This is a genomic window from Synechococcus sp. Nb3U1 (genome assembly GCF_021533835.1).
In the GTDB taxonomy this organism is placed as follows: domain Bacteria; phylum Cyanobacteriota; class Cyanobacteriia; order Thermostichales; family Thermostichaceae; genus Thermostichus.
The window spans coordinates 260,052-286,325 of sequence record NZ_JAKFYQ010000002.1 but is presented as its reverse complement, the minus strand read 5'-3'; the positions used below and the strand labels follow the sequence as shown (position 1 = coordinate 286,325).

The window sequence follows — 26,274 nt, the reverse complement described above, 5'->3', positions numbered from 1 at the left end:
GAAAATCCACACACTCTCTACACGCCGTAGCGATCGATCTGAGCCTGAATGTAGGCAGCCGGATCGCTGGGATCGAAGCTATCGAACATCAAGGTCTCGACGCGCAGCATCTCAGCGGGTGGGGTTTGCCCCAGCTCGCGGGCCAAATCGCGGGCCAAATCTGTCAGGAAAATATCCTGGGCAATCTGCGAATAATCCGCCTGATCTGCCTCGAGCAGATTCCAGCGCACCATCTGGCTGGTGATCCAGTAGGCAAAGCTCTGCCAGGGGTAGGGATCAAAATCGATACGATCGGGAATGTCGAAGGTATTGCCCAAGCCATCCTCAAACTTGCCCGTTAGCACCGCAGCCACCACTTCTTCTGGCTGATTGAGAAATTCCCGCGGAGCAATGGCCTTGGCGATCTCGGCTCGATTCTCCGCTTGGCTGGCGTAGTTGGCCCCATCAATGATCGCTTTGTTCACGGCCCGGAAGGTGTTGGGGTTGGCGTCAATCCAGCTTTGGCTGGCGGCAAAGGCACAGCAGGGGTGCCCTGGCCACAGATCTTTACTGACCATATGGAGAAAACCCGCCCCCTCAAACACCGCCCGTTGGTTAAAGGGATCCGGCATCAACATGGCGTCAATATCCCCCACCGTCAGACGAGCCACACTGTCTGGAGGTGGCACGGGGTTGATCTGCACGTCGGTATCGGGATTAAGACCGCCAGTGGCTAGGTAGTAGCGGATCAAGAGGTTGTGCATCGAGTAGGGGAAGGGCACGCCAATCGTGAAACCTTTGAAGTCGGCGGGACCTTTGAGGGTGTCTTTGTACTTGTTGGCAACGGTAATGGCTTGGCCGTTAATGTTCTCGATGCTGGCCAGCTTAATGGGGAAAGCGGTGGATCCCAGGCCTAAGGTAATGGAAATGGGCATCGGGGAGAGCATGTGATAGGCATCCAGTTCCCCGGCAATGGCCGAATCCCGTACGGCAGCCCAACTGGGCATTTTCACCACCTGCACATTCAGCCCATACTTCTCATAGAACTTCAGGGGTTCCGCCATGATGATCGGGGTGGCACAGGTGATGGGAATAAAACCAATCCGCAGATCCGTTTTTTCCAGGGATCCCTGAGCCTGGGCAGACAGCTCCCGTTCTCCTTGAGTGGCTGTCAACCCGATCACCGAAGCGGCCACCAACACCTGAGTCAAAAAGCGCCGCCGCGAGTAGGGGCCAGCCCGCAGGGTATCGGTGAAAAACTCAGAGGCTTGCGGGCCAAAAGCCGCCACCATCGCCTGATCCAGCCCCCCTGCCTGCCGGATCATCTCCCGCAAGATTGGCTCCTTTTCTGGGTTGCGCTGACTCAAGCGCTCCAAAACCAGCGTTTCCAGCATCTCGGTGCGGTTGATCTGATCCGCCAGTTTCAACACCTGCGGCTTATACACTCCCATTTTGATCAAATCATCCGCCAAATCCGCCGGATTTTGGGGCATAGACGCGAGAAATTCGCTGTGATCTTGCGGGGCATGAAAACCCCCACAGGCACACCGCTTTGCATCAAGAGTGAAGAGTTTGTCAGTGGAGAGTCGCATAAAACTTGTACCCATCTCAAAAGGGCAAACGAGGGAGAACAGTTGGGTCTAACAGGGGCCCGCATGAGCGGTATCCTGCCCAGCGCAACCCCCGAACGAGACATACCCAGGCTCGTTTCAATGTTTCCTTCAGCTTTGGAAATATCCTAGCGGCTTCTTTTGTATGTGCCGTTCCCCATTCCAAGGAGATCTTTTCTCTAAATCAGGACAAAGTTTAGAAGATTCAGCTTTTGGATTGTTTTGTAGCATCAACTACGGCAAGAACCTAAATGATCTGAAATTTAAAATGAGAAACCACAACTGCACGGTTTCAAGCCTGGAAGAAACTGCCCTGTTGCTCTCGCCAAAGGAGCGGTGGGATCCCGTGCCGTTGTCGAAAGTGGCGGGCAAAGTAGGCGGGATCCACATATCCCACCGCCTGTCCAATCTGCTTAATTGAGGCTTGGCTATTTCGTAAGAGCCGTCTTGCGGCTGCCATCCGTCGTTCGGTGATCCAGTCTTTGACGCTGCGCCCCGTTTGTTTGCGCAGTAGGGTGGTTAAATAGGCGGGAGAATAGCCCACGGCGCGGGCTACATCCGTCAGTTCGATGGGCTCGGCATAGTGGGCCTCGATGAAGGCGAACACTGCCGTCAGTTTGGCCTGGTTGGGATATTGAAACTCGTCAGTAAGGGTTGTATCCGTTGGTGAGGGGGCCGGGAGAGCGCTTGAAGAACTGCGTCGCCAGAGAGCCTGTTTGCGCAGACGGGCATTGATGGCGGTTAAAAACTCGTTAACCGTGCAGGGCTTGGTCAGATAGTCATCCGCCCCCAACACCATCCCCTGTCGCACATCCTGTTTGGCCACCTTTGCCGTTAGAAAAATCAGCGGGATCCGAGCCGTCTGGGGATCCTGCTGCAAGATGTGCAGAACCCCGTAGCCATCCACCTCCGGCATCATAATGTCGCAGATGATCAGATCCGGTCGCTGGCGGCGGGCTTGCTCAATTCCAATCCGGCCATTTTCCGCTCCGAACACCTCAAACCCCTCCAGCTGCAAACAATGCAGAAAGATTTGGCGGGTGCGCAGCTCGTCTTCGATCACCAATATTTTGGACACAGGTACAGCAGCACCATCTTCAGGGTCTAGTTTCCTTGGTAGTCAGTCTTACCAATCCTTGTGGTGTCAGGAGATACCGTTAGCCTAGAAGCATCGCAATGGTTACAGGCGGATGTCCAGGCGACTCTCCTCAACCAGGGGCTTTGAGAGCAAGCCTTCTCTCCAGCAGTTGGCCCAGCCGGCTTTGCGGGTTCACCCAGAATGGCAGCTGGCGCAGTTGGCTCAGGCTTTGGTGCATTCTCCTGGCACAGTCGGGGCAGTGATTGTTGGTGCTGAGCCTGAGTCTGCTCACCTATCGCTGCTGGGGATCCTCACCCGTGCCCAGGTAGCGGAATGGCGGTTGGATCCGACCCAGTGGGATCCCTTGAGCACGCTCAGCCTAGAAGACATTCAAGACCACTGGCTGCCAGCAGAGGTCTTGCAGGAATCCCTAACGGTGGAGGAAGCCATAGCCAGGCTCTTGGCTCGTAGGCATGAAAAGCCTTTCTCCCCTCTTTGGATTGCGATTCCACAACCTCAAGGATGGGGATTGTGGGATTCCACGCCTCATCTTTGGCAACACATGAGAGGTGAGGGATCCCTTGCACCCGACCTGACCGATACAACCCTGAGCCAGTTGCGGCAACAAAATGAGCTGATCCTCAACTCGGCTGGGGAAGGGATCTACGGCCTCGATGCCAACGGCATGGTCACCTTTGCCAACCCCGCCGCTGCCCGCATGATCGGCTGGTCAACTTCAGAATTGATCGGACGCTCCATGCACGATCTGCTGCATCACAGCCACCCCGACCATACCCCCTACCCCCGAACCGAGTGCCCGATCTACGCCGCCTTCCGAGATGGGCAGGTGCATCACGTGGTGGACGAAGTGTTTTGGCGTAAAGATGGCACCTCCTTCCCAGTGGAATATACCAGCACCCCGATGCGGGATGAGCATGGTCGCTTGGTGGGCGCTGTTGTTACCTTTCAAGACATCACGGAACGCAAATGGGCAGAAGCCGCCCTGAAGCAAGCCCACGAAGATCTAGAACGGAAAGTGCAGGAAAGAACAGCAGAACTGCAACGGGCCAATCAACAACTACAAGAGTTGAACGAGATGAAATCGCGGTTTGTCTCGATGGTCTGCCACGAATTTCGCACCCCCCTGAATACGATCCTATTTGCCGTCACCTGTCTAGAACGCTATCGACATCAACTCTCCGAGACCGACCAACATCACTATGTGCAAGGGATCCAAGCGGATATCCAACACATGACGCAAATGCTAGACGATGTGTTGCTGATCGGACGTACCGATGCCCGCAAACTCATTCCCCAGCCGACTCAAATTGAGCTGGTTCAGTGTTGTAGATATGTCATTCACGAGCTACAACTCACCCACACAGAGGCTGATATCCAGTTCCATTCCGATCGTCCACAGCAAAATGCTTATTTAGATCTTTCCATGCTGCGCTCGATTTTATTAAATATGCTCTCCAACGCTATCAAGTATTCCAATCCCAAACAGGGGATCCAATTTCGTCTCTTTGGTCAGCAGGAATGGCTTGTTTTTGAAGTAGAAGATCAGGGCATTGGGATCCCACCGGAGGATCAACCCTATCTGTTCGATCCCTTTCATCGGGGTAGCAACGTCAGCACGATTCCCGGCACAGGTCTAGGGTTGGCCATCCTCAAGCGGTTGGTCGATTTGCTGGCGGGCCATGTCGAGGTAAGCAGCCAAATCGGAGTCGGAACCCTCTTTCGGGTACGCCTGCCGCTGCGCTACCAGGATTGCCAGGATCTAGATCTAGCCGCGGCTCCCACCCCAGAAACGCCTCCCTCCACCATGCCCGCAGCCGAAGGCCAACGCCTCCCTCTAGCCCCAGGTTCTGCTAGGCATCGAAACGAGCTTTGAGATCCCTAGCAGCCAAGGCATAGCCCCCATCCGCACCATCCACAAAATGTACCTGCTGACCGTCCCGCTCGAATACCAAACAGGTCAACAAAGCTCGATCGGAAATGTGGATCCCGTAAACCAGCTCCCCCTGGCGAAAGCGGGTTTCTAAGTATTGTGTCAATCGTTGTCGTTGCCTGGGGCTACTGGCGATCACCATGCGCAGCAGATCGTCTAGCTTCTCGAAATCGGTTGCCGAGACCACCAACTGCGGATACTTTCCCCATACCCCCAAGCGCAGGCGAATCAGGCACCAACCCAATACGTTCTCCAACTTCAGACGCAGCCGATACCAAGCCTGCACCAGGGGCGGTTGTTTGCCCTGATGCACCAGGGTTTCTAGCTGTAACAGTCGGTCTTGGAAGGTCAGGTGCAAAGACTGCAAGCTCACCGGACGACGCTGGGATCCCGTTCCGTAGATCCGCTCGATCTGCTCCAGTATCTCTTGGTAAATCTGGGCAGCTTGCCGCTCGTCGGAGCTGTTGGCACTGACCAAAAGGCTGAGGGTTTCCCCGTAGGGGCTGCGGATATCCTGCCAACGGCACTCCAGGCCACTGTAATCCGCTTGTGGCTCGGATCCCGGGGGCCACTGCACGGCAAATTGCGCAGCGGTGCGGGGATCTTTGATCAGGGCTTCGGCAAATTTCAGTCCTCCCCCGATAAAAATCGCCTGGCTATACTCCGGTGACACCCGCAGCTTGGCCACCCGCAACTCGTAGGGGCTTTGGTGAATCACCGCCACCGGCACCAAGGCCACCCGCAGATCCAGTTGAAAGGATTGAGCGGCTAGCCATTGGGTCGCCACCAAAGCTTGTCGAGTCGGTTCCAACACATCTGCCGGAATCGCCAAAGAAGCCCCATCCCCGCCAAACACAAACGGGATCCCGACATTTCCTGCCCCGTTCAGCACAGCCACAATCGAGGAAGCCGCAATCAGGTTTACTGCCTTGTACTGGCCTGCTGCAATCGCCTGGGTGGACCCGCGAATGTCTGTGATCACCACCCACCAGTCTTCCGGGATCCGCACGAACTGTTCGAGGTTGGCGATCTCCCGCAGGCTTTCCATGACCGCCAACTGCTCGTAAAAGTTGCCCATGGCTCTACTAGGGATCCCTTCCCTACTCTAAGAGAACCCGGATTGTCAGGGATCCCGTCCCACCGTTCCTCAGGCTTCGAGAGCCACCAGGGATGCCGATACCCCCTGCTGCAACTCCGACAACAGCGAGGCCGGACGATCCTTATACGGCCAGGCAAAAGCATGCCGGAAGGCCGCCTCCTGACAAAGTTTTAACTGCTCAAAATTAATAATGTCGTGGGTGAGCAGGTTCTCGTACTCAAAGGGCAGCCGCACATTGTGCAAACCGGCGTTGTCGGTACAGATGGCGATATCCACTCCCGCCTCAAAACAGCGATCAAAGACGATCTTGAGAGGATCCAAACTGGGCAGAGTGCCCGTCTTCAGATAGGTGGTGGGGCAAACTTCCAAGCACTGCCCACGCTGCGCCAGTTCCGGCAGTAGTTCCGGGTAATGCAGCGGGATTTGAATGCCATGTCCAATCCGCGAGACATAGGGCAACAATTCCGGGTGGCAGCCATCTAAGGTTTCGTAGAGGTGGGCGGTGGTTTTCAGGCCGCGGGCCAACGCATATTTGTACAGCTCAATCCACTCCTCCATGCGTTCCCGGTAGGGTTTGTCGCCCCCGGCTAGGTCGATGGCACACACATAGTCCGACTCGGCGGCGGCCTCCAGCATAGCCCGATTGATATGGCTGGGCAGACGCGAGTGTAAACACAAGATCTGGCTGGTGACAATGGGATATTCCTGTTGTTGGCTAGCTTGGCCTACAGTCTCGATCACCTGGCGCATTTGCTTGAGCCGATCCGCCTCATCTAGGCCGGGATCCGTGCGCAGATAGGGGGTATAGCGAATTTCCAGATAGGCCAAATCTTCGAACACATAGGCCCCCCGCAGCAGACGATAGATGAAATAGGGCAGAGTCTCGAGGGTTTGCACATGCTCCACCAGCGTGTGCAGCTCCAGGTAATCTTCGAGAGTGTTGCGCGGACGAGTGTAAAAGTCTTCAAATTCGGGATAGGTGGGAAAGCGCTCCGCCAAAGAGGATCCCTGGCGATGAAAATAGCGCCATAAAATTCTGGGTACAACAGAGCCGCCCAGGTGGCGGTGCAACTCAGCATGAAGTGCCATAAATTGAGGTTTCCCATAGTGGCCCACTGGGGAGCGGGCTTGGTTTGTTTAAGTACTATTTCTACTCTTATCCAACGGCAGCGGCCTTGTCCAGGAGGAGCTCCGCAAGCTTGGGGTTGGATCCCGGATCGAGTCTTCAGAGGGTGAGGCCGATCCCCTGCCCATCGTGGTAAGCGGCCAAGAGCATATCGGTGGTGGTATCCCAGACAATCTCGCCAGAGCAAGACAGGGCAATGGCCCCAAAAGCCCGGTTGCGCTGACGGGCCTCTTGAAAAGACTTGGCCACCGCGGCTTTCAAGCTCATTCCATCCTCCACCCGCACCACGATCCGCGCCGCTAGGCTCTCATCCAAAATGTCTTCCCCCACACCGGTACAACTGACTCCCGCCACAGCACTGGCATAGGTGCCCGCCGGAGTGGCGGAATCACTCACCCGCCCCAAGCGCTCGAAGCCGCGCCCGCCGGTGGAGGTTCCCACCGAAATGTGCCCCTGTTGATCCAGGGCCACCGCCCCAATTGTGCCCATGGCCAAAGAGGTGAGCACCCGCGCCGGAGGATGCTCTTGGCGCAACTGCAACCATTCCTGAACCCGTTTTAAGGTGGCCGGGTCGTAGAGCGGTAATTTCAGTTCCCGTGCCAGTTCAGCGGCACCCTGTTCGGCCACCACTCGGTCGGGGCTTGATTGTAAAGCCTGCGCCATCAGGATCGGATGCTGAACGCGGCTGACGTTGATCACCCCGCTGAAGGACTGGCTGGTCCCGTTCATGAGGGCGGCACTCATGCGAATTTGTCCGTCCGATTGCAGCACCGACCCTGTACCGGCATTGTAGAGGGGATCATCTTCTAGCAATTGACAGGCATGCAGCACCGCCGCCTCAGCACTTTGTCCTGACCGCAGCAATTCATAGGTGCTCTCCACCACTCGCCGCAGGGATCCCCTCACGTTTTCCACACTGGTTTCGCCATCCAGGGCGCTACCAGCTCCGCCGTGGATGATCAGTTTGGGCTGAGGCATGATGGTTCGGATCCCTTGTGAGGTTGTCTTTGTATCTCTTCATTTTCAGGTACAACCTTCGCAAACGCACCTGCCCCGCAGATTCACCGCCACCGTCGTCCTCTAGGGATCCCATCTAAATCGGAGAGCGGGCCTTAAGATAATCCTGTAGATTTGCTAAGCGTTGATACATAAGGGCGATTCTGGTAAAGGGCTATCCCGGTGTAGCCGACAGGGATCCCCTAGGTGGTTTGGAGTGAACTTGGCGTAACGAGGTTGCATTCATGGCACTGCCCAGCTTGAACGAGTTTCCCTGGCTGACGACGGTGATTTTCTACCCGATTGTCGCCTCCCTATTCATTCCGCTGATCCCGGCTCCGGCAGGGGATCCTAGCACCCGCGCCCATGCCCAAAAGCTGGCGGAACGGATTCGCTGGTTTGCATTGTTCATCGGGGTGACGGATCTGCTGATTCTGTTGGCCGGTTTTTACTACGGCTATGATCCCAGCCAGACAGGGTTACAACTGTTTGAGCGCTACACCTGGGTGCCTCAGGTGGGCCTGAGCTGGTCGGTGGGGGCGGATGGCCTCTCCATGCCCCTGATTTTGTTGACAGCCTTCATTACCACCCTGGCAATCCTGGCCTCCTGGCCCGTCACCCTCAAACCCCGCCTGTTTTATTTCCTGATGTTGGCCATGTATGGTGGACAGATCGGGGTGTTTGCCGTGCAGGATATGCTGCTCTTTTTTCTGATGTGGGAATTGGAGCTCATCCCGGTTTATCTGTTGCTCTCCATCTGGGGTGGGAAAAACCGTCTCTATGCAGCCACCAAGTTCATCCTCTACACCGCCCTCAGCTCCCTCTTTATTTTGGTAGCGGCTTTGGCCATGGCCTTCTACGGCAACACCATCAGCTTTGACATGACGGATCTGGCTCAGAAAACCTATCCCCTCACCTTCCAGTTGCTCATTTACGGAGCCTTTCTGATTGCCTATGGCGTGAAACTGCCGATTTTCCCTCTGCACACCTGGCTGCCGGATGCTCATGGGGAAGCCACAGCGCCCGTCCACATGCTGCTGGCTGGGATCCTCCTGAAAATGGGCGGCTATGCCCTCCTGCGCATGAATGTGGGAATGCTACCGGAGGCCCATCTTTACTTTGCGCCGGTGTTGATTGTATTGGGGGTGGTGAATATCATCTTTGCTGCCTTGACCTCTTTTGCTCAGCGCAACCTGAAGCGCAAAATTGCCTATTCTTCCATCAGCCACATGGGCTTTGTGTTGATCGGTATCGGCTGCCTGACGGAAATCGGCATGAGCGGGGCAATGTTGCAGATGATCTCCCATGGGTTGATCGGGGCTAGTCTCTTCTTCTTGGTGGGGGCCACCTACGATCGCACCCACACGCTGGAGCTAGAGGAGATGGGGGGCGTGGGCTTGAAAATGCCCAAGATCTTTTCTATGTTCACCGCCTGTTCGCTGGCCTCTCTGGCGCTGCCGGGCATGAGTGGCTTTGTGGCCGAGATCATGGTGTTTATCGGCATGGCCACCACCGACGCCTACTCGGGCCCCTTTAAGGTGGTGGTGGTGTTTCTGGCGGCGGTTGGGGTGATCTTGACCCCCATCTACTTGCTATCCATGTTGCGGCAGATCTTCTTTGGCCCTGAAAACAAAGAGCTGACCGAGCACGAGGAATTGGTGGACGCCGAACCTCGTGAGGTGTTCATCATCGCCTGCTTGCTCATCCCGATAATCGGCATTGGGCTGTATCCGAAATTGGTCACCACTCTCTACGACCCATCCACCAACGCTCTGGTGGCCACCCTACGGCAAGAACTCCCCCCGCCACCCACCGAAACAGTGGCCTTGGCTCCTGCCCTCTACGACTGAGGATGGGGATCCCAGAGTCTTTCTGGCTATCTCTATCGGATTCACTTCCGGGTGGCCGTGCTAACTTGTAGCCATCTCTTTGGGGATCCTAAAAGATGCATCTCAGGAGTTTGATCGTCCTGGCGGCTGCGCTGCTGGGGGGAATGTCGGGTTTTTATCTGGCTAGGCAGACTTCCCCAACCTCAACGGCAGAACCCAGTTGGCTCATGGAGAAGGCGGATCCCTCTGCTCCGGCCCTCTTTTTTCGCTACGCTCACCTCGATCTCAGCCAGGCAGACTGTGAAGCGAGGGCAGCAGCTGTTCTCAATGCCCATCAACTGCCTACTCCCAACCGTGTGATTAACTTGAACAACACCCCCTTTGTCATGGGACAAAGCTCCGATACCAGCGTCATCATCGACTGCTCCATGACCGATGTGACAGGACGGGTGACGGTGATGGTGGCTCATCCCTGTGGGGAGGCTATCGGGCTCGAGTGGGCGCAAACGCTGCTCGAAGAGATGGCAACTCCCCCCGAACCACCTCTGCTAGCCCGCCCGGATCGCTTTCGAGCCAACCTAGCTCCGCAAGTGCAGATTCCGGCTCGGTGAGAGGATCCGCTGTAACCCTTGTAACCCTAAAACTCTCGCCCTTGCCCAAAGGCCAGCACCTCATCCACACTCAAACGGGGCTTCCGTGGCCAATTTCCTGGTGCAGCATATCCGACGGGCAGCAACATCACTGGCACATAGCGTTCCGAAATCCTGAATTCCCGTTTGACCCCCTCCGGGTCAAACCCGATCATCGGTCCGCTCACCAGTCCTTTCGCTTGCACGGCAATCATTAAAGCCATGGCGGCCATTGCCCCTGAGCGAATCGCCTCATCCCGCGCCAAAGTGGCATTGTTGCGGTAGGAACTCTGGGCCATTTTCACCCAACCTTCGGCCTTCTCAGCGGGGAGGATCCCTGCAGCAACGGTCTGCTCAACGATCTGAGCCATCTTTTCGTAGCCTTGCAGATCCCCCAGGATGATAAACACCACCGGCGCATCCGCGACTTTCTGTTGGTTGTAGGCTACCGATTTGAGGCGCTCTTTGGCCTCTGGCTCCGTGACGGCGACAAATCGCCAGTGCTGAATGTTGTAGGCGGATGACGCTTCTGTTGCATAGGCAACCAGCTCTTTGATTTCGGCTTCGGATAAACTGCGGTCAGTGTCGAACTTGTTGGCGGAGATGCGCGCTTTCAGGGCAGTTAGGGCGTCCATCAGGATCCTCCACGGGGTCAGGAGAGAAAAACAATAAAGGTTGCTTCCCTTAAATCCTTAAATTAAGTACAAAACTGGCCAGCCAGCCGTTATTCTGCGTTTAAATGGCCTGTCTTCTGTTTATTTTCTTTTGCTAGTTTAGCCTGGGTCGATAGAGAGATAAGGCGGATCGACCAGGACGGGATCCCTGACCCAGAGGCAGCTATGATGGGAAGGTGAGAAGGCAGGCAGCGTCCAAGCGGGCTCTGTACCGTTATCTGTCTCGCTGCTAGAAGCGGTGTGGTTGATGGGGAGAAACAGTCTGTGAGTTTGGGTCGGGTGCTGACGGCGATGGTTACCCCTTTCACCGATGAGGGGGAGCTAAACTACGGCGAAGCCGCTCGTTTGGCCGATTATTTGGTGACCCATGGCAGCGATGGCCTGGTGGTATGTGGCACCACTGGCGAGTCCCCCACTCTAACCTGGCACGAAGAATTTGAGCTATTTCGAGTGGTTCGGGATGCCGTGGCAGGTCGGGCCAAGGTGATTGCCGGCACCGGCTCCAATTCCACGCGAGAGGCAGTCGAGGCTACCAAGAAAGCCGCTCAACTGGGGTTGGATGGCTCCTTGCAGGTGGTGCCCTACTACAACAAACCCACCCAAGCGGGGCTCTATCAACATTTTAAAGCCATCGCCGAAGCGAGCGATCTCCCTATTCTGCTCTACAACATTCCCGGTCGGACGGGGGCTAGCTTACAACCGGAAACCGTGGCGAAACTGGCGGAGTTGGAAACTATCGTCGCTATCAAGGAAGCTAGTGGTATCATGGATGTAGCTTCCGAAATTCGGCGACTCACTCCCTCCCGCTTCGGCATCTACTCAGGAGATGATTCCTTGACTTTGCCGATCTTGTCTCTAGGCGGGAGCGGTGTGGTTAGTGTAGCCAGCCATCTGGTTGGGTTGCAGTTGCAAGAGTTGATCCAAAGCTACGCCAGAGGCCAGCACGATCAGGCTTTGGCTCATCACTTGCGTCTATTTCCCTTGTTCAAGGCTTTGTTCGTCGAGACTAACCCTGTTCCGGTCAAGGCAGCACTGGAGATGCAGGGATGGCAGGTGGGGCGGGTGCGTTTACCCCTGGCTCCGCTGCAAGCGAGTTCTTTACAGGCTTTGCGTCAGGTTTTGGAAGAGATGGGGTTGTTGACTGAATTGAAGGGATCCGGGCGAATGGCGGCGAAGGTTTCATAATGGCATCTTTTCAGGTTTTGCCTCCACTATGACTAAAGTTTTGAGAGGTTTGCATGGGGCTCTTTTGTGGCGTTTGACCTGTGGTTCAATGGTGCCCCTGACATCATTTCACTCTTTCCCAACTTGGGAAATGAATGAATTGCAGTAGCCAAATCCAGCTTTTTCCCATACTTTGCTGGGGTTGGCCTGCGCGAATTTTGGGTTTGTTTTTGTTTTACTGTTGAGGATCTAGACCTTTATGCCAACATCACGTACTCCGGTTACTTCTCGTTCTGTGGCTCCGCCTTCCACTTCCTCCGTTCAGCTCATTCCACTGGGGGGAGAACGGGAGATTGGCAAGAACACTTGGGCCTTCCGCTACGAGGATGACATTATCCTTCTGGATGCCGGTTTGGCCTTCCCGGATGAAAGTATGCACGGCGTGAATATCGTGCTGCCGGATATGTCTTACATCAAGCAAAACCGGGACAAAGTGCGGGGCATGGTGGTCACCCACGGCCATGAAGATCACATCGGCGGGATCCCGTATCACCTGCGGGAGTTCGATATTCCGGTCATTTACGGCCCTCGATTGGCGCTGGCCTTGCTAGAAGAAAAATTGCGGGATGTTGGGCTGCTCAACCGTACAGAACTGCGCACTGTTGCCCCCCGCGAGATCGTACCCCTGAGCAAACATTTTTTTGCGGAATTTATTCGCAATACCCACTCTTTTGCCGATAGTTTTACCGTGGCTCTGCATACTCCCGCTGGGGTGATTATCCAAACCGGCGATTTCAAAATCGACCATACCCCCGTGGATGGGGAGTATTTCGACCTGCAACGGCTGGCAGAACATGGGGAGAAAGGCGTTCTTTGCCTGATTAGCGACTCCACCAACGCTGAAGTGCCGGGATTTACCCCTTCCGAAGCTTCTGTGTTACCCGGTCTTTCTAAAGCTATTGCGGGGGCTAAGGGCCGAGTGATCATTACCACCTTTGCCTCCTCGGTGCACCGTCTGAATCTGGTGTTGCAGGCTGCCGAACAACAGGGGCGGGTAGTGTCTTTGCTGGGCCGCTCCATGTTGAATGTGGTGGCTCATGCCCGCCGTTTGGGGTATATCCGCTGCAAGGATGAAACTCTGCAGCCGATGCATGTGATCAATAATCTGCCTGATGATCAGGTGATCATTCTCACCACCGGATCCCAAGGGGAGCCCCTGGCCGCCCTCACCCGCATTGCCAATGGTGAGCACCCTCAACTTCAAATCAAGCCTGGAGATACGGTGGTTTGGTCGGCCAACCCGATTCCGGGCAACACGATTCCGGTGTCTCGGGTGATCGACAAGCTGATGGAGTTGGGAGCCAACGTAATTTATGGCAAAGACAAGGGTTTGCACGTCTCCGGCCACGGCTGCCAGGAAGACCAAAAGCTGATGCTGGCTCTCACCCGGCCTAAGTTCTTCGTGCCCACCCACGGCGAGTACCGCATGTTGCTCAAGCACGCAGAAACCGCCATGAGCATGGGGATCCCCCGCGAAAATATCGTCATCGTCGACAATGGCGATGTGGTGGAGGTGAGCCAGGATCGCATTGCTGTCATCGACAAGGTACCCTCTGGCCTACAGATGATGGATGATTCCCGTGCAGGCGTGGTGATGGACAAAGTGCTCCAAGAGCGTCAGCAGATTGCCAAAGATGGTATGGTAACGGTGGTGCTCAGCCTGGATAGCAGCGGCCAGTTGCTCTATGCCCCACAGGTACAAACCTTTGGCTTGGCCGGTGAGGCTAAGAATCTCAAGGGATCCGCCTTGAAACTGCTGCTAGAGGATACCCTCCAACGAGAATGGTCTCACTTTGCCCGCTCTCTGGAACAAGGCAGGGTGGATATCGACTGGGCTGGCCTCAAGGGGGAATTGGAGCGGGTGGTATGTCGCTTTGTGCGAGAACAACTGCGCAACAAACCGACTGTGGTGGTGTTTGTGCAATCCCCTGAACAAGAGTCAGTCTCTTCTGTGCCAGTCGCAGAGCCTGAACCTCGACAAGAGGTGCCGGATGCTTCTCGGCGGCGGCGGCGCTCCTCTGCAGCTGTGGTGGCGTCCTAGACCAGCCCATTGCTGCGGCACAATCTCGCTAACATGCAGGATCCCTTAGAGGGATTCTCTATTTCTATCTCTATTTTTGTCTGTTTCACTAGATGAATGCTCCCCTATCTGCTGACGCGAGGATGGGGGATTGCAGGCTAAATTTGTTCAAAAAGCTCCTCAGCCAGGCCTCCATCTCGCTGACGCGAACAGTTGCCTCCTGTTGCAACCAGGATCCCCTCTCGCTGAAGGGAGGGCAACTGGGTTGGGGTGGGGTGGGTTGCTGAATCGCTCTTAAAAAAGCATCGGCCAAGTCAGCATAGCCCTGGTCATTGGGGTGAAAGCCATCGGCAATCGGGCCAGGGAAAAAGGAGTCGCGGCTGTAGGAGCGCGGATCGCAGAGCAAATCCACCACCGGGATCCCTTGCTGGCTGAGGGGGTTGATGACCCGTTGGCTCAGACCCAGGGAAACCGTAGCCAACAGTTGACGCGCACTGTCGGGTTGCTGTTGCCCCAAGGGGATCAGGGCAAAGTTGGGCAGGTTGGCCACGACAATGCGGGTCTGCGGGGCACGGGCGCGAATAAATTGCAACAGCGTTTGATAGTCGCTGGCGAATTGCTCGATTTGGCGATCGATAAAAGAAAAGGGATCCCCTCCCTCTATCGCTAGACGAACAGCTGCTAGGGTAATGGCGTTGGTGTCATTCCCTCCGATCCAGAGCGTTATCAAGGTAGTGTCGGGGGGGATACGGGGCACTTGATCCTGCAATAGGTTGGCGGGAAAAGAGTCCCCTAAAGCTTGAATGGTGGGGCTGATCACCGCCCCCGAACGACCTAGGTTTGTCAACTGAACCGGTGCCGGCAAAGACTGGGCTAAACGAGGCACATAGCCGGTTCCATTTGGGCAATCCAGTGGATCTGATCGTTGGGGCCGGATACCGGCGGTATTGGCAGGGCCATCACAGGAAACGGAAGCATTGAATCCGACAGCATCACTGGCCCCCAGAGCCGTATAGCGGGTGAGAGTGGGTGGGGTGGGCACAACCGATTCAGAGGCTCCAGAACAAGCGACCAAATGCAAACTGAGGGCTAAGGCCAGTAGTAAGCCAGTCCAACGCTTTTTGGATATCCACTGGTTGGATATCCGCTGGGGGGAGAAAGGATCCCTTGATATATTGGCACTCATCTGATCTTTAGCGCTTCTCTCAAGGCAATGCTGCTCGCCGCTGCTAGCAACAAGCTCCACAAAGGGCATTTTAACCAAGGAGGAGTTGTGCTATTTCTTTGCAAGGCTGTTGCGACCAGCTCCGACATCCGAGAAAGGGAGCGAGTATGGTAGGAGTATGGCGCTGCGTTTTTGCAAGTCTCGTACCTATCACGATCCCCTGCATGGAGCCATCAGCCTAGATGGAGGGGATGCGGTTGAGGCACTCTTGATTCGCCTGATCGATACGCCGGCTTTTCAGCGCCTGCGCCGCATTCGCCAGTTGGATACGGCCTTTTTTACCTTCCATGGAGCAGAGGGATCCCGCTTTACCCATTCGGTGGGGGTGTTGCACATTGCCCGACGGCTGTTCGACAAGTTGGCCCGCCGTTACGCGGAGTTGCGGCCCTACCGGGCGGTGACTCTAGCCTCTGCCCTGTTGCACGATATTGGCCATAGCCCCTTTAGCCACGCGGGGGAAGAGATCTTCGGCTGTCACCACGAAGTCTGGACAGCGCGCATTTTACGGGAGGATCCACAAGTTTCCGCCCTGCTGGCGGAGTTCAATCCGCAGCTGCCAGCCCAGATGCAGCAGGTGTTGCACAAGCAATTTCCCCTGCCCCTGGTGGGGCAACTGATCTCCAGCCAACTAGACTGCGACCGCTTCGATTACCTCATGCGGGATAGCCTGCTCACAGGCGCTCAGTACGGCCATCTGGATTTGGATCGGATTGTAACAGTGCTCGATTACGATCCAGAAACGGGATCCCTGTCCATTCCGGCCCGCAAAGGCTTGGGGGCGATCGAACATTACTTGGTGGTGCGCTACTTCATGTACACCCAGGTGTACCAACATCCCAAAAGTTTGTCTGCCCGCTTCATTTTGGATCGGCTGTTTAAGCGTGCGCAGGTGCTCTTGCAAAAGGGGGAAATTGAGCTGGATCCGGTGCTGACGGCCTGGTCTTGGGCCTCAATGGCCGCACAAAAAGGGGATCCTTTTGAGTTGCCGTTGCCCCTCTATTTGGCAGCAGATGATGTGCTCTTTAGCTATCCGTTGCGCTTTTGGGCAATGTTTGCGGCTGACCCGATTTTGTCGGATCTATCGCGGCGCTACCTGGATCGGGATCTGTTTAAGGCCCGTAACCTGACTCAGTTGCCCGAAGACCGACGAGAAAAACTGATCGCCACCGTCGGCGAAAAAATGCTGCGGGATGGTCTGGATCCCGAAAGTTACCTGGGGATCCGCTCAGCCCACACCCAGGGCTACAGCCTCTACGCCCAAGGGATCCACCTGAAAACCGACCGGGGCTACGAAGAAATTGCCCATCTTTCCCCCTTGGTACGCGCTCTGGTGGAAACCCAACTGCAAGTCTGGTTGATCTTTCCCCGCCCCTACAGCGATATCGTGGAGGGGTTTTTGTATGCCTGATGCACTTCAGATGTGAATTGGCGGGAGAAAGACATGTTGGGGAGCTTAGTGTGGGGACACATCGAGTCTGGGATCCCTGGCCTGCTCATGGGGGTACTGGCGATGACGGCCCTGTTGATTGGGTTGGTGGCCTTGCGGCTGTGGCGCGCGTTGGCGGCTTCCCCTTGGCTGACCGACGTCCCGGAAGACCAAACCAACCAGGTTGCTGCGGCGATGGCGCGGCTGGCGGTGATTGTGCCTGCTTACAACGAGGCCCAAAACGTGGTGGACTGTCTGACCAGCATCTTGGAAAGTACTTCAGCTCCGCTGCAGGTGTGGCTGGTGGATGATGATTCTACCGATGCCACCTGGGATCTAGCCCAAGCCTTGGCTGCCGACCGACAAGATCCGCGCCTGCATCTGCTCAAAGGGGATCCCCGTCCAGAAGGGCAGGTGTGGGTGGGCAAAAACTGGGCCTGTGCCCAGGCGGTGGCGACGATTGAAGCCGATTATCTGCTGTTTCTCGATTGTGATGTGCGGCTGGGATCCGGCGCGATTGAGGCAGCCCTGAGGCAGCTGCTGGAAACAGACAGTGGCCTGGTTACGGTGGGGCCCCAGTTGGTGTGTGGTTGCCTGGCGGAATGGTTGGTGCAACCAATCATGATGACCATCCTGGCAGCAGGATATAACTTTGCGGCTGTGAACGATCCCAGGAGTTCCAAGGCATTTGCCTTTGGGCCGTTTATGTTGTTCCGCCGCCTCGCCTACGAACAAATTGGCGGGCATGCCGGAGTAGCAGATGTGGTGGTGGAAGATGTCACCTTGGGCCAGCGCATCAAAGCGAATGGATGGGGTCTCCAGTTGCGCCTGGGCGGAGAACGGGTGCGCAGCCGTATGTATGCTGATGGGGCCGCCCTTTGGGAAGGTTGGACAAAAAATTGGTTTTTGGGCCTGGAGCGCAACTGGTTGCTGGCACTGTTAGCCATAGTTACCATTTTGGCGATTTGCAGTCTGCCCTGGCTGGGGCTGATCTTAGCTGTGGCCACCCAATCTTTAGGGGTGTTGTTGGCCAGTTTGGCCGGGATCCTGGCTCAACTGGGGATTCGATGGCTCCTCAAACACTGGGCCGATTTGCCCTTGCGTTACTGGTGGCTGACGGCAGTGGGGGGCTGGGTGACAGCGGCGATCGTTTTGGCCTCGGCGATTCGCACTAGCACCGGACGCAACTGGACTTGGCGGGGTCGTTCTTTGGCAGCAAACTAACCCAGCCAACGTGAAACGCTACAGGAACATGGTCTAATGGGGGGTGTTTGGGGACGCCCCAATATGCAGCTAGTTGGGTTTACGAACGGTGGAATAGCGGGATATGCAAGTTCTGGTCATCGGATCGGGGGGACGAGAACACGCTCTAGCCTGGAAGCTGTTGCAGTCTCCGCAAGTTACCCAAGTTTACTGCGCACCCGGCAATGGGGGAACGCGCCAGATGCCCCGCTGCCAATCCTTAGCGTTGGCGGCAACCGATATTGAGGGGTTGGTACGTTTTGCCACCGTACAAGGGATCCGTCTGACGGTGGTGGGGCCGGAGGTGCCCTTGGTGGAGGGGATTGTCGATGCCTTTCAAGCGGCTGGGCTGACCATTTTTGGGCCGAACCGTGTGGCCGCCCAATTGGAGGGGAGCAAACTCTGGGCCAAACATCTGATGCAAGAAGCCGGGATCCCGACGCCTCGTGCTACTGGATTTAAGGAGTTGGCGGCGGCCCTGGCTTACCTGGATTCCCAGTCCTTTCCACTGGTGGTGAAGGTGGATGGACTGGCGGCAGGCAAAGGGGTGACCATTGCCCAACACCGCGATGAGGCGGCACAAGCTCTACAGGCGGCGCTGGCTCATCCTTCTAGCTCCCAACAGGTGGTGATTGAAGAGTTCATCACAGGCCAAGAGGTGTCGCTACTGGCCCTCACGGATGGCCAAACCTGTGTGCCCCTTTTGCCTGCTCAGGACTACAAACGCATTGGCGACGGGGATACTGGCCCAAATACCGGCGGCATGGGGGCTCATGCTCCAGCGGATCATCTGGTGACACCGGAGTTATTGGCCCGCCTTCAAACCCAGGTGTTGGATCCCACCCTAAGGGGCTTGCAGCAGCGGGGCATTCTCTACCAAGGGGTGATCTATGCTGGGTTGATGATCACACCCACAGGGGATCCCTATGTGTTGGAGTACAACTGCCGATTTGGGGATCCAGAAGCCCAGGTGATTTTGCCGTTGCTGGAAAACCCGCTCGAAGAGGTGCTGCTGGCCTGTGTGGAAGGGCGTTTGGCCCAAGTCCAGCTGAACTGGAAACCCGGCTACGCTGCCTGCGTGGTCATGGCTGCACCCGGCTATCCAGGCCCCTATGAACGTGGGATCCCGATCTTTGGCTTAGCAGCAGCCACCCAAACAGGAGCCTTAGTGTTTCATGCCGGTACCCGTCAGGCGGGCGGGCAGATCCTCAGCGATGGCGGACGCGTCTTGTGTATGACAGGGCAAGGGGCCAGTCTATCGGAAGCCTTGGGCCAAGCCTATGCAGCGGTGGAGCAAGTGCAGTTTACCGGAGCCTATTGTCGTTCTGATATTGGCAGCCGAGCGCTGGGATCTGCTGTCCGTTGGGGTGTAGCACCCGTTTAGTCAATCTACTCAGCAACCTACTCAGAAAAAATGAACCCCAGAGGGTCGCTCCTCCGGGGCCAGTAAAGACCGTATTGAAAAGAGTTTTGATAGCTAAAAAATAACGCTTCCTGTAACAAGAAAGCAACGCAAGTATCAAATCCTCAACTTTAATTTATATTCCTCAACGAGGACTCCTCCGCGCCCAGAACACCTGTACTGAGAAGGAATTGAGGGAATCCACAGAGGGCTGAACCATTCCCGTTCAAACTTTTGGCTTCAGGCCAAATTCTTGTAAGGCTGGCAAAAAATTCTTATTTTCGTGATGGGAACGGCTCAGTTTAATTAGGGCGAATCGTTGTAGATCCTGTAGGGTTTTCCAGAAATCGAGGGTTATCTGAATCCCTAGTTCCTCGGCCTTTTGTTGAACACTGACTGGGATCCCATCCGTATTTTGCCATTCGGGCAGTGGGTCAGGGGGAATTTCTTTAGCCTCCTCATGACAGGTAGAACGAATCAACTGCCGTAAATGGCTGCCAAATTGTTCAATATCCTGGGGGGTTTGAAAGGGCCAGTTGACACACTGCTGCTTTTGCTGAGTTGAAAATTGCCCCCACTGATGGAGTTTGAGCTTAATCCCGCACAAATCTAACTTGAGGCGCACACTCATGGGGATACAGCGCAGAGAATCGGCAAAATCCTGCTCAAACTGAAACAGAGACATCCAAAACTTCCTCGGGTACAATCTTCTCAATCTCCAGTTTCGGCGGAAACGACTCTGCTTTGCTCAAAGCAACTGCACAGGCTTTTAATTCTGGTTGGCCAGAGACTGGACAACTGATGTCGTGGGTGAGCGCATTGCACTCGGCAGATTCTGCCCACAGGGATCCCCAGTGCATGGGCACAAACACCGTTCCCGGCGCAATGGCACGAGTGATCTTAGCGGGGAAATAGGCTTGCCCACGGGCGGAACTTACCTGAACTGGATCCCCATTCTGGAGGGCTAGCTTTTCGGCATCGTGGGGATGAATCTCAATAAAGGGCTGCGGATGCATTTTGGTAATTTTCTCGACTCTGCCGGTGCGGGTTTGGGTGTGCCAGTGGCCATAAACTCGACCGGTAGTCAATACAAGAGGATATTGGGGATCCGCAGGCTCAGCCAATCCACGGGAATGGTAGGGGATAAACCGAGCGCGACCATCCACAGTGGGAAAGCGCAAATCGGTATAAAGTCGGGCGGGATCCAGAATCTTATCCTGGGTTTGATCCTTGGGGTAGGGCCATTGTTGAGGGCCTTGTTCGGCCAAAAGAGCATGACTGAGGCCCGAGTGATCACAAGGGCGATTTTCCGTAAGGGCAGCAAATTCGGCATAAACGTCTGCTGAGCTTTGAAACTGAAATGGCTCAACAAACCCCAATCTACGCCCCACTTCCGCAAAAATGTCCCAATCTGGTCGGGTTTCTCCGGGGGGATCCTGAAATTGTTGGCAAAGGGTAACCCGGCGCTCCGAGTTGGTCATCACCCCTGTTTTTTCGCTCCATTGGCAGGCGGGCAAGAGCAGATGGGCATACTCAGCTGTTTCGGTGGGGTAATAGGCTTCTTGATAGATTGTAAATGGAGATTTTCTCAAGGCCTTTTTAACTCGCTCTAGATCGGGCAAGCTCACCAGAGGATTAGTTGCCGCGATCCAGAACAGTTGCAGGGATCCTGCTTCTAGAGCAGAAATCATTTCGGTTGCAGTTAGCCCTGGCTGAGGCGATATAGATCCACTGGGCAAGCCCCAAGCCTGTTCCACTTCTGCTCGGTGCTGAGGATTTTTCACCGAGCGATATCCCGGCAGCAAATGGGATAATCCTCCGGCCTCTCGGCCCCCCATGGCATTGGGTTGACCTGTCAGCGAAAATGGCCCCATCCCCGGCTTGCCAATCTGCCCCGTCATCAAATGGAGATTGATCAAGCTAGAGATTTTGGCCGTACCTTCGCTGGATTGATTGAGGCCCATCGACCAAAGGGAAAGAATCTTTTGGGATCCCTGCCAGAGTTTGGCAGCCTGGATCAGATCTTCCGGCGAGATGCCACAGCGCTGTGCCACCGTTTCAGGCTCATAACTAGATAACAAGGCCGCGTATTGGGCAAAGCCTTGCGTGCAATCTTCGATGAAAGGGGCATCAATCTCCCCCCAGCGCAAGAGCAAATGGGCGATCCCGTTAAATAGATCAATATCACTACCCGGCTGAATACCCAAGTACAGATCTGCTGCTTCCGCAGTCTGAGTTTTGCGGGGATCCACCACAATAATCTTAAGAGGGGATCCAAACCGATGTCTTTTTTTCAGGCGATTAAAGAGAATGGGATGACATTCTGCCGTATTGGTACCCACCAAAAAGGCCAGATCACACTGATCTAAATCCTCGTAACAGCAAGGGGGGCCATCGGAGCCAAAAGATTGAATATAGCCCGAAACTGCCGAGGACATACACAGACGAGAATTGGCATCAAAATTGTTAGTTCTCAGATATCCTTTAATCAGTTTTTGGGCCACATAGTAATCTTCCGTCAAAAATTGCCCAGATCCGTACATTGCCATTGCATCAGGGGTATCTTGCAAATCTTGGATGCGGATGGTGATTTCTTGCAAAGCTTGTTCCCAAGAGATGCGCCGAAAAGGTTGCTCTAGATTCTCTCGAAACATGGGGTAAAGCAATCGATCTTGGCTGACCGACTCCATAATCGTGGCTCCCTTCACACACACCATTCCCAAACTGGAGGGGTGCTCCCGATCTCCACGAATTTTCCAATCGCCCGCAGGAGTAGGAACGGCCTCTAATCCACACCCTACTCCGCAATAGGGGCATTGGGTCTTAGTAACTTGATGACTCGTCACTTTCTAACTCAGCACTGGAAAGGATGGATGACTATTAGCTTAGATTTTAGCTTAGGCTTTAAGCTTGGAATTTCTTGTGCGACGACAGCCCAAACCTGCTCAAAATCAACTTGTAGGCACGAATGAATCAACACATCTCGAAAATCTGATATATCTTTCTAGTTAATATCTAAAATATACAGGTAAGAAGCTCTAGGTCGCCCACAGAGGAGTAGCCTCTCTTAATACTTTGACATGGTTTTCTTCATGCTTGGCAGCAATAGCAAAAACGATTTCTCTTTTGTCTTTGAGCAAATCATCAATTCTCAATCCCATCGTCTTCAACCAGATCAAATGTCATTTTATGTTTATAGGGATCCCTTAACTGAGTAGTTCGGAAACTGCAATCTCAAAACCCGGCAAGACTTGTTGAGTTTTGGCCACATCCTTCTCGGCTAGCCAAAGGTTTTGCTCTTGAGTTTGAATGAAAATATATTTGCTTTTTAGAAAAAACAGCCAAACTTCTAAGATTGCGGAGCTGAGATATTCCTGCGCTTTCAGAAAGATATTTTCTCCACTGTCTGTTGGAGAGATGATCTCCGCAATCAAGGAGTAACTTTGAGGCAGTGTAGCAACATCGTCACCAAATTGTTCAACCAAGTCTGGAGAAAGATAGGCAACGTCAGGAGGTCTTCCTCTCCCTAAAGTTTGGCAGGGAGCCTCCACCAGTACTATCCCCCCTAACTGCTGATTTTCGACATAGTTTGCCCATCGAATGAGAAGTCGAGTTTGTATCTTTGCATGCATAAGTGTTTGGCCTGACTTCTCCACAACCTGGCCATCTACCCACTCTGATTTATCAACTGGGTTGGCAAGATATTCTTCTAGAGTTTTCGGCAGGATTAAGGCAAGATCCTCTATTTCTGGATCCATCTGCTGAGTTGGAGCTGGCTGATGGGCAATCACCATCGATCTTGTTCTCCGGAGGTTCTGCTTTTAGCTTAATGGGTTTACTTAATCGGTAGTATGGGCAAAACGGCGGTAGAGGAAGTCAAGGGCATAGTTGCGCAATTCGTAAAACTCCGGCATTTCTAGAATGCGGGAGCGGATGCGTGGTCGGTCGAAGGGAATAGTCAGGATCTCACCAATATGGGCAGCTGGGCCATTGGTCATCATCACCACTCGGTCTGCTAGATAAAGCGCTTCGTCAATATCATGGGTGATCATCAAAACCGTACAGCGGTGATCCCGCCAAATAGCGAGTAACTCCTCCTGAAGTTCTTCTTTGGTAATGGCATCTAGTGCCCCAAAGGGCTCATCCAACAACAGCACCTCTGGACGAATGGAGAGGGCACGGGCAATAGCCACCCGTTGTTTCATGCCGCCGGAAAGCTGTTTCGGGCGTTTGTGAGCGGCTTCGGTCAGGCCCACCAATTCCAGATGTTCCTGAACGATCTGCTTTTTTTCACTATGGGATTTGTTGGAATATACCTGATCCACAACCAAATACACATTTTCAAAAGCCGTCAGCCAGGGTAATAAAGAATAGTTTTGAAACACCATCATCCGATCCGGGCCAGGGGATCCCACCGGCTGCCCTTTGAGGGTGATGGATCCCGAGCTAGGGGTGGAAAAACCGGCTACCATATTCATCAGGGTGGATTTGCCACACCCAGAGTGGCCGATCAGGCAAATAAATTCTCCGGATCCCACATCGAGGTTGACATTTTCTAAAGCGATAAAAGACCCATTAGATGTTGAGTAAGTTTTGCCCACATTTTGAAGAGAAAGCAAGGGCAACCCAGACACCACAGGTGCGGAGGATAAAGCAGAAGAAGAAAGACGAGAGCTGGTCATCATAATTTTGAGAAATGATTAAAGTGAGTCAAGACTAAGCTAAGACTGGGTTGCTGATGCGGTATTCCTGTAGCTGTACCTCCTGTCGAATTTGAACTGATTCCAAATAACCAATGGGATCCTGTCCATCAAACTGGGATCCATCCGCAAACATCAGCGCACCTCGGTCATGGGCGCGATCCGGTAACCCCAAATCCTGGGCGGCAAGGGCGTAGGTTTCTGTATCCAACACTTGATCGATCACCGAAAGCCAATTGCGTGGAAATGCACAGAGTCCCCAGCGGGCCATTTGTGTCAAGATCCAGAGGTTTTCCAACTTTTCGGGACAGGTATTGCGGCCACTGGCAAACTGATTAAAGCCCACCATTACCTCCGATTCATCTTGAATACCTCGATGAAGAGCGCCCGTTAATCCCGGCTGAATATCGGCGGGTACTGCGCCTAAGTACTGAGGTTGGGCAAGGTACTCCAAAATTTCCGGGCGATGACGTGGCTGATCACAATACTGACAGGCTTCCAAAAGGGCTTTGACCAGAGCAACATGAGTACGGGGATACTTTTGTGCCCAATCCTGTCGCACCGCCAGGACTTTTTCGATGTGGCTAGGCAAGATTTCTGGAGTGGTGGTGATGATGAAGCCGACCTGTTCCCGTACTGCTCTTGAGTTCCAAGGTTCGCCGACGCAGTAGCCATCGATATTCCCTGCTTTGAGATTGCTCACCATTTGGGGTGGCGGGATCACCGTCAAGGTTGTATCCCGATCCGGATCAATACCGCCGCTAGCTAACCAATGCCGCAAAAGAAAATTGTGCATGGAGGCCGGATGCACCATCCCCAAGATATGCACTTTGTCAGGGGTTTGGCTGAGATACTCACGAAAATCCTCCAGGCTTTGAATGTCCTGCTCCAAGAATTGGCGCCCAAACGTAATGGCATTCCCCCCGCGTGATAAAGTGAGCGCGGTAACCAAAGGAACTGGAGTTCCTCCGATCCCTAAGGTAGAAGCCAACGGGATCCCAGCCACAACCCCAGCTGCATCCAAACGCCCGGAACGGATCCCTTCTGCCAGGATTTTCCAGCCTGGTTCCCGCACTAGGGTGACCTCTTCTAGGCCATATTTTTGAAACAGGCCCTTTTCTTTGGCGATTACCACAGGCGCACAGTCTGTGAGAGGAACAAAGCCAATTTCCAGGTTCACTTTTTCTAGGCCGTGCCTGGCAATCGCCACATTGGCCGGAGTTTTCTTGCGGGCTCGTTTTTGTTGATTGAGAAAATAGATCATCTCCCCCCGCAAGCTGTAGTAATCGGGGTGATTGACCACTTCTAGACGATGGCGAGGGCGGCCAAAGGGCACAGACAAAATTTGCCCGATTTGGGCGGCGGGGCCATTGGTGAGCATCACCACCCGGTCGGAGAGCAGCAGCGCCTCATCCACATCGTGGGTGACCATGACACAGGTGAGCTGCTCCGCCTGGGCAATGTCCATCAGTTGTTCCTGTAAGTTGCCACGGGTGAGGGCATCCAATGCCCCAAAAGGCTCATCTAGCAGCAGCACTCGGGGACGAATCGCAAGCGCGCGGGCTATGGCCACCCGTTGTTTCATGCCCCCAGACAGGTGGGCAGGGCGTTTGTCGGCTGCTGCCTGTAACCCCACCTGACGGATATGCTCCTCAACAATCTGCTGTCGTTTGGCTTTGGGTTGGGATCCCAAGACTTCATCCACAGCTAGGGCGATGTTTTCCCGCACCGTCAGCCAGGGCAACAGGGAGTAGTTTTGAAATACCACCATCCGCTCCGGGCCGGGATCCCTCACCTGTCGGCCTTCCAGAAGGATCCCCCCCCGAGAGGGTTTGTCTAGTCCGGCAATGATGTTGAGCAGCGTGGATTTGCCACAACCCGAATGGCCAATCAGAGAAACAAATTCTCCCTGTCGGATCTCTAGATGGATCCCTTTCAGGGCTGGATAAAGGGTGCCATTCTCGAGCGGAAAACTCTTATCAATATGATCGACTTCGATATAGGGTTGGGTCTTCATGATGCTCACCTAAGGGATCCCTGTCTGTTCAAGGTTTGAGTTATTAG

Annotated in this window: 21 protein-coding genes; 8 read left to right on the top strand and 13 right to left on the bottom strand. The window is 54.6% G+C overall.

The genetic code is table 11. The annotated features are described in order from the left end of the window. Nucleotides 1–17: 17 nt before the first annotated feature. Nucleotides 18–1,571 (bottom strand): CmpA/NrtA family ABC transporter substrate-binding protein, encoded by a 1,554-nt coding sequence (locus L1047_RS11785; protein WP_235279168.1) that lies wholly within the window; start codon nt 1,569–1,571, stop codon nt 18–20. A 310-nt stretch (nt 1,572–1,881) separates the two neighbouring features. Then, complete coding sequence (locus L1047_RS11780; RefSeq protein ID WP_235279167.1) at nt 1,882–2,667, bottom strand: response regulator transcription factor; 786 nt, start codon at nt 2,665–2,667, stop codon at nt 1,882–1,884. Between the two features lie 112 nt (nt 2,668–2,779). Between L1047_RS11780 and L1047_RS11775 the strand changes: the two genes are divergently transcribed. Beyond that, entirely contained in the window at nt 2,780–4,561 is a 1,782-nt protein-coding gene (locus L1047_RS11775; protein ID WP_235279166.1) for a sensor histidine kinase, read from the top strand. On the opposite strand, the gene L1047_RS11770 is transcribed toward L1047_RS11775, so the two are convergent. The 3 genes from L1047_RS11770 to L1047_RS11760 form a co-directional block, all read right to left on the bottom strand. Continuing rightward, complete coding sequence (locus L1047_RS11770) at nt 4,539–5,696, bottom strand: DUF3095 domain-containing protein (RefSeq protein WP_235279165.1); 1,158 nt, start codon at nt 5,694–5,696, stop codon at nt 4,539–4,541. The two genes, L1047_RS11775 and L1047_RS11770, sit on opposite strands and share 23 nt — an antisense overlap. Nucleotides 5,697–5,765: 69 nt before the next feature. After that, nucleotides 5,766–6,806, bottom strand: a complete 1,041-nt coding sequence (locus L1047_RS11765) for an adenosine deaminase (protein WP_235279164.1) — start codon at nt 6,804–6,806, stop codon at nt 5,766–5,768. 136 nt (nt 6,807–6,942) lie between these two features. Further along, on the bottom strand, nt 6,943–7,821 hold the full coding sequence (locus L1047_RS11760) for an isoaspartyl peptidase/L-asparaginase (RefSeq protein WP_235279163.1): 879 nt from the start codon (nt 7,819–7,821) through the stop codon (nt 6,943–6,945). Between the two features lie 278 nt (nt 7,822–8,099). Here L1047_RS11760 and L1047_RS11755 point away from each other — a divergent pair, with 278 nt between their 5' ends. Then, nucleotides 8,100–9,689 (top strand): NAD(P)H-quinone oxidoreductase subunit 4, encoded by a 1,590-nt coding sequence (locus L1047_RS11755; RefSeq protein WP_328286079.1) that lies wholly within the window; start codon nt 8,100–8,102, stop codon nt 9,687–9,689. A 95-nt stretch (nt 9,690–9,784) separates the two neighbouring features. After that, nucleotides 9,785–10,279, top strand: coding sequence for a hypothetical protein (locus tag L1047_RS11750; protein WP_235279161.1), 495 nt, complete (start codon nt 9,785–9,787; stop codon nt 10,277–10,279). A 26-nt stretch (nt 10,280–10,305) separates the two neighbouring features. Here L1047_RS11750 and L1047_RS11745 read toward each other — a convergent pair whose 3' ends face one another. Further along, nucleotides 10,306–10,932, bottom strand: coding sequence for a nitroreductase family protein (locus tag L1047_RS11745; RefSeq protein WP_235279160.1), 627 nt, complete (start codon nt 10,930–10,932; stop codon nt 10,306–10,308). Between the two features lie 303 nt (nt 10,933–11,235). Between L1047_RS11745 and dapA the strand changes: the two genes are divergently transcribed. After that, entirely contained in the window at nt 11,236–12,156 is a 921-nt protein-coding gene (gene dapA / locus L1047_RS11740) for a 4-hydroxy-tetrahydrodipicolinate synthase (RefSeq protein ID WP_328286068.1), read from the top strand. A 238-nt stretch (nt 12,157–12,394) separates the two neighbouring features. Beyond that, entirely contained in the window at nt 12,395–14,236 is a 1,842-nt protein-coding gene (locus L1047_RS11735) for a ribonuclease J (RefSeq protein ID WP_235279159.1), read from the top strand. Nucleotides 14,237–14,324: 88 nt separating this feature from the next. On the opposite strand, the gene L1047_RS11730 is transcribed toward L1047_RS11735, so the two are convergent. Next, nucleotides 14,325–15,401, bottom strand: coding sequence for an SGNH/GDSL hydrolase family protein (locus L1047_RS11730; protein WP_235279158.1), 1,077 nt, complete (start codon nt 15,399–15,401; stop codon nt 14,325–14,327). Nucleotides 15,402–15,558: 157 nt separating this feature from the next. Here L1047_RS11730 and L1047_RS11725 point away from each other — a divergent pair, with 157 nt between their 5' ends. The 3 genes from L1047_RS11725 (at nt 15,559) to purD (ending at nt 19,492) form a co-directional block, all read left to right on the top strand. Further along, nucleotides 15,559–16,848 (top strand): HD domain-containing protein, encoded by a 1,290-nt coding sequence (locus L1047_RS11725; RefSeq protein WP_235279157.1) that lies wholly within the window; start codon nt 15,559–15,561, stop codon nt 16,846–16,848. Nucleotides 16,849–16,881: 33 nt separating this feature from the next. Continuing rightward, nucleotides 16,882–18,090, top strand: coding sequence for a glycosyltransferase (locus tag L1047_RS11720; protein ID WP_235279156.1), 1,209 nt, complete (start codon nt 16,882–16,884; stop codon nt 18,088–18,090). Nucleotides 18,091–18,193: 103 nt separating this feature from the next. Then, complete coding sequence (purD, locus tag L1047_RS11715) at nt 18,194–19,492, top strand: phosphoribosylamine--glycine ligase (protein ID WP_235279155.1); 1,299 nt, start codon at nt 18,194–18,196, stop codon at nt 19,490–19,492. Between the two features lie 244 nt (nt 19,493–19,736). Here the strand turns inward: purD and L1047_RS11710 are convergent, their stop codons facing one another. From L1047_RS11710 to L1047_RS11690, 6 genes are all read right to left on the bottom strand, one after another. Further along, nucleotides 19,737–20,195, bottom strand: coding sequence for a nitrate reductase associated protein (locus tag L1047_RS11710; RefSeq protein WP_235279154.1), 459 nt, complete (start codon nt 20,193–20,195; stop codon nt 19,737–19,739). Next, the gene (locus L1047_RS11705) at nt 20,176–22,356 is read right to left on the bottom strand and encodes a molybdopterin oxidoreductase family protein (RefSeq protein ID WP_235279153.1); all 2,181 of its coding nucleotides are present in this window, start codon (nt 22,354–22,356) and stop codon (nt 20,176–20,178) included. Before L1047_RS11705 ends, L1047_RS11710 begins: the two co-directional genes overlap by 20 nt. An 8-nt stretch (nt 22,357–22,364) precedes the next feature. Then, the gene (locus tag L1047_RS16800; RefSeq protein WP_443081724.1) at nt 22,365–22,508 is read right to left on the bottom strand and encodes a HepT-like ribonuclease domain-containing protein; all 144 of its coding nucleotides are present in this window, start codon (nt 22,506–22,508) and stop codon (nt 22,365–22,367) included. 208 nt (nt 22,509–22,716) lie between these two features. Next, complete coding sequence (locus tag L1047_RS11700) at nt 22,717–23,304, bottom strand: Uma2 family endonuclease (protein ID WP_235279152.1); 588 nt, start codon at nt 23,302–23,304, stop codon at nt 22,717–22,719. Nucleotides 23,305–23,349: 45 nt separating this feature from the next. Then, nucleotides 23,350–24,192 carry a nitrate ABC transporter ATP-binding protein gene (locus tag L1047_RS11695; protein WP_235279662.1) on the bottom strand — a complete coding sequence of 281 codons (843 nt, stop codon included), beginning with the start codon at nt 24,190–24,192 and terminating at the stop codon, nt 23,350–23,352. 34 nt (nt 24,193–24,226) lie between these two features. Further along, on the bottom strand, nt 24,227–26,227 hold the full coding sequence (locus tag L1047_RS11690) for an ABC transporter ATP-binding/substrate-binding protein (protein ID WP_235279661.1): 2,001 nt from the start codon (nt 26,225–26,227) through the stop codon (nt 24,227–24,229). Nucleotides 26,228–26,274: the final 47 nt, after the last annotated feature.

What these genes read in the sequence shown, in the direction of transcription:
- L1047_RS11690 (WP_235279661.1), bottom strand. Translation starts at nt 26,227, where the DNA reads ATGAAGACCCAACCCTATATCGAAGTCGATCATATTGATAAGAGTTTT.
- L1047_RS11695 (WP_235279662.1), bottom strand. Translation starts at nt 24,192, where the DNA reads ATGACCAGCTCTCGTCTTTCTTCTTCTGCTTTATCCTCCGCACCTGTG.
- L1047_RS11725 (WP_235279157.1), top strand. Translation starts at nt 15,559, where the DNA reads ATGGCGCTGCGTTTTTGCAAGTCTCGTACCTATCACGATCCCCTGCAT.
- L1047_RS11710 (WP_235279154.1), bottom strand. Translation starts at nt 20,195, where the DNA reads ATGTCTCTGTTTCAGTTTGAGCAGGATTTTGCCGATTCTCTGCGCTGT.
- L1047_RS11785 (WP_235279168.1), bottom strand. Translation starts at nt 1,571, where the DNA reads ATGCGACTCTCCACTGACAAACTCTTCACTCTTGATGCAAAGCGGTGT.
- L1047_RS11730 (WP_235279158.1), bottom strand. Translation starts at nt 15,401, where the DNA reads ATGAGTGCCAATATATCAAGGGATCCTTTCTCCCCCCAGCGGATATCC.
- L1047_RS11770 (WP_235279165.1), bottom strand. Translation starts at nt 5,696, where the DNA reads ATGGGCAACTTTTACGAGCAGTTGGCGGTCATGGAAAGCCTGCGGGAG.
- L1047_RS11775 (WP_235279166.1), top strand. Translation starts at nt 2,780, where the DNA reads ATGTCCAGGCGACTCTCCTCAACCAGGGGCTTTGAGAGCAAGCCTTCT.
- L1047_RS11735 (WP_235279159.1), top strand. Translation starts at nt 12,395, where the DNA reads ATGCCAACATCACGTACTCCGGTTACTTCTCGTTCTGTGGCTCCGCCT.
- L1047_RS11760 (WP_235279163.1), bottom strand. Translation starts at nt 7,821, where the DNA reads ATGCCTCAGCCCAAACTGATCATCCACGGCGGAGCTGGTAGCGCCCTG.
- L1047_RS11765 (WP_235279164.1), bottom strand. Translation starts at nt 6,806, where the DNA reads ATGGCACTTCATGCTGAGTTGCACCGCCACCTGGGCGGCTCTGTTGTA.
- L1047_RS11750 (WP_235279161.1), top strand. Translation starts at nt 9,785, where the DNA reads ATGCATCTCAGGAGTTTGATCGTCCTGGCGGCTGCGCTGCTGGGGGGA.
- purD (WP_235279155.1), top strand. Translation starts at nt 18,194, where the DNA reads ATGCAAGTTCTGGTCATCGGATCGGGGGGACGAGAACACGCTCTAGCC.
- L1047_RS11745 (WP_235279160.1), bottom strand. Translation starts at nt 10,932, where the DNA reads ATGGACGCCCTAACTGCCCTGAAAGCGCGCATCTCCGCCAACAAGTTC.
- L1047_RS11700 (WP_235279152.1), bottom strand. Translation starts at nt 23,304, where the DNA reads ATGGTGATTGCCCATCAGCCAGCTCCAACTCAGCAGATGGATCCAGAA.
- L1047_RS11720 (WP_235279156.1), top strand. Translation starts at nt 16,882, where the DNA reads ATGTTGGGGAGCTTAGTGTGGGGACACATCGAGTCTGGGATCCCTGGC.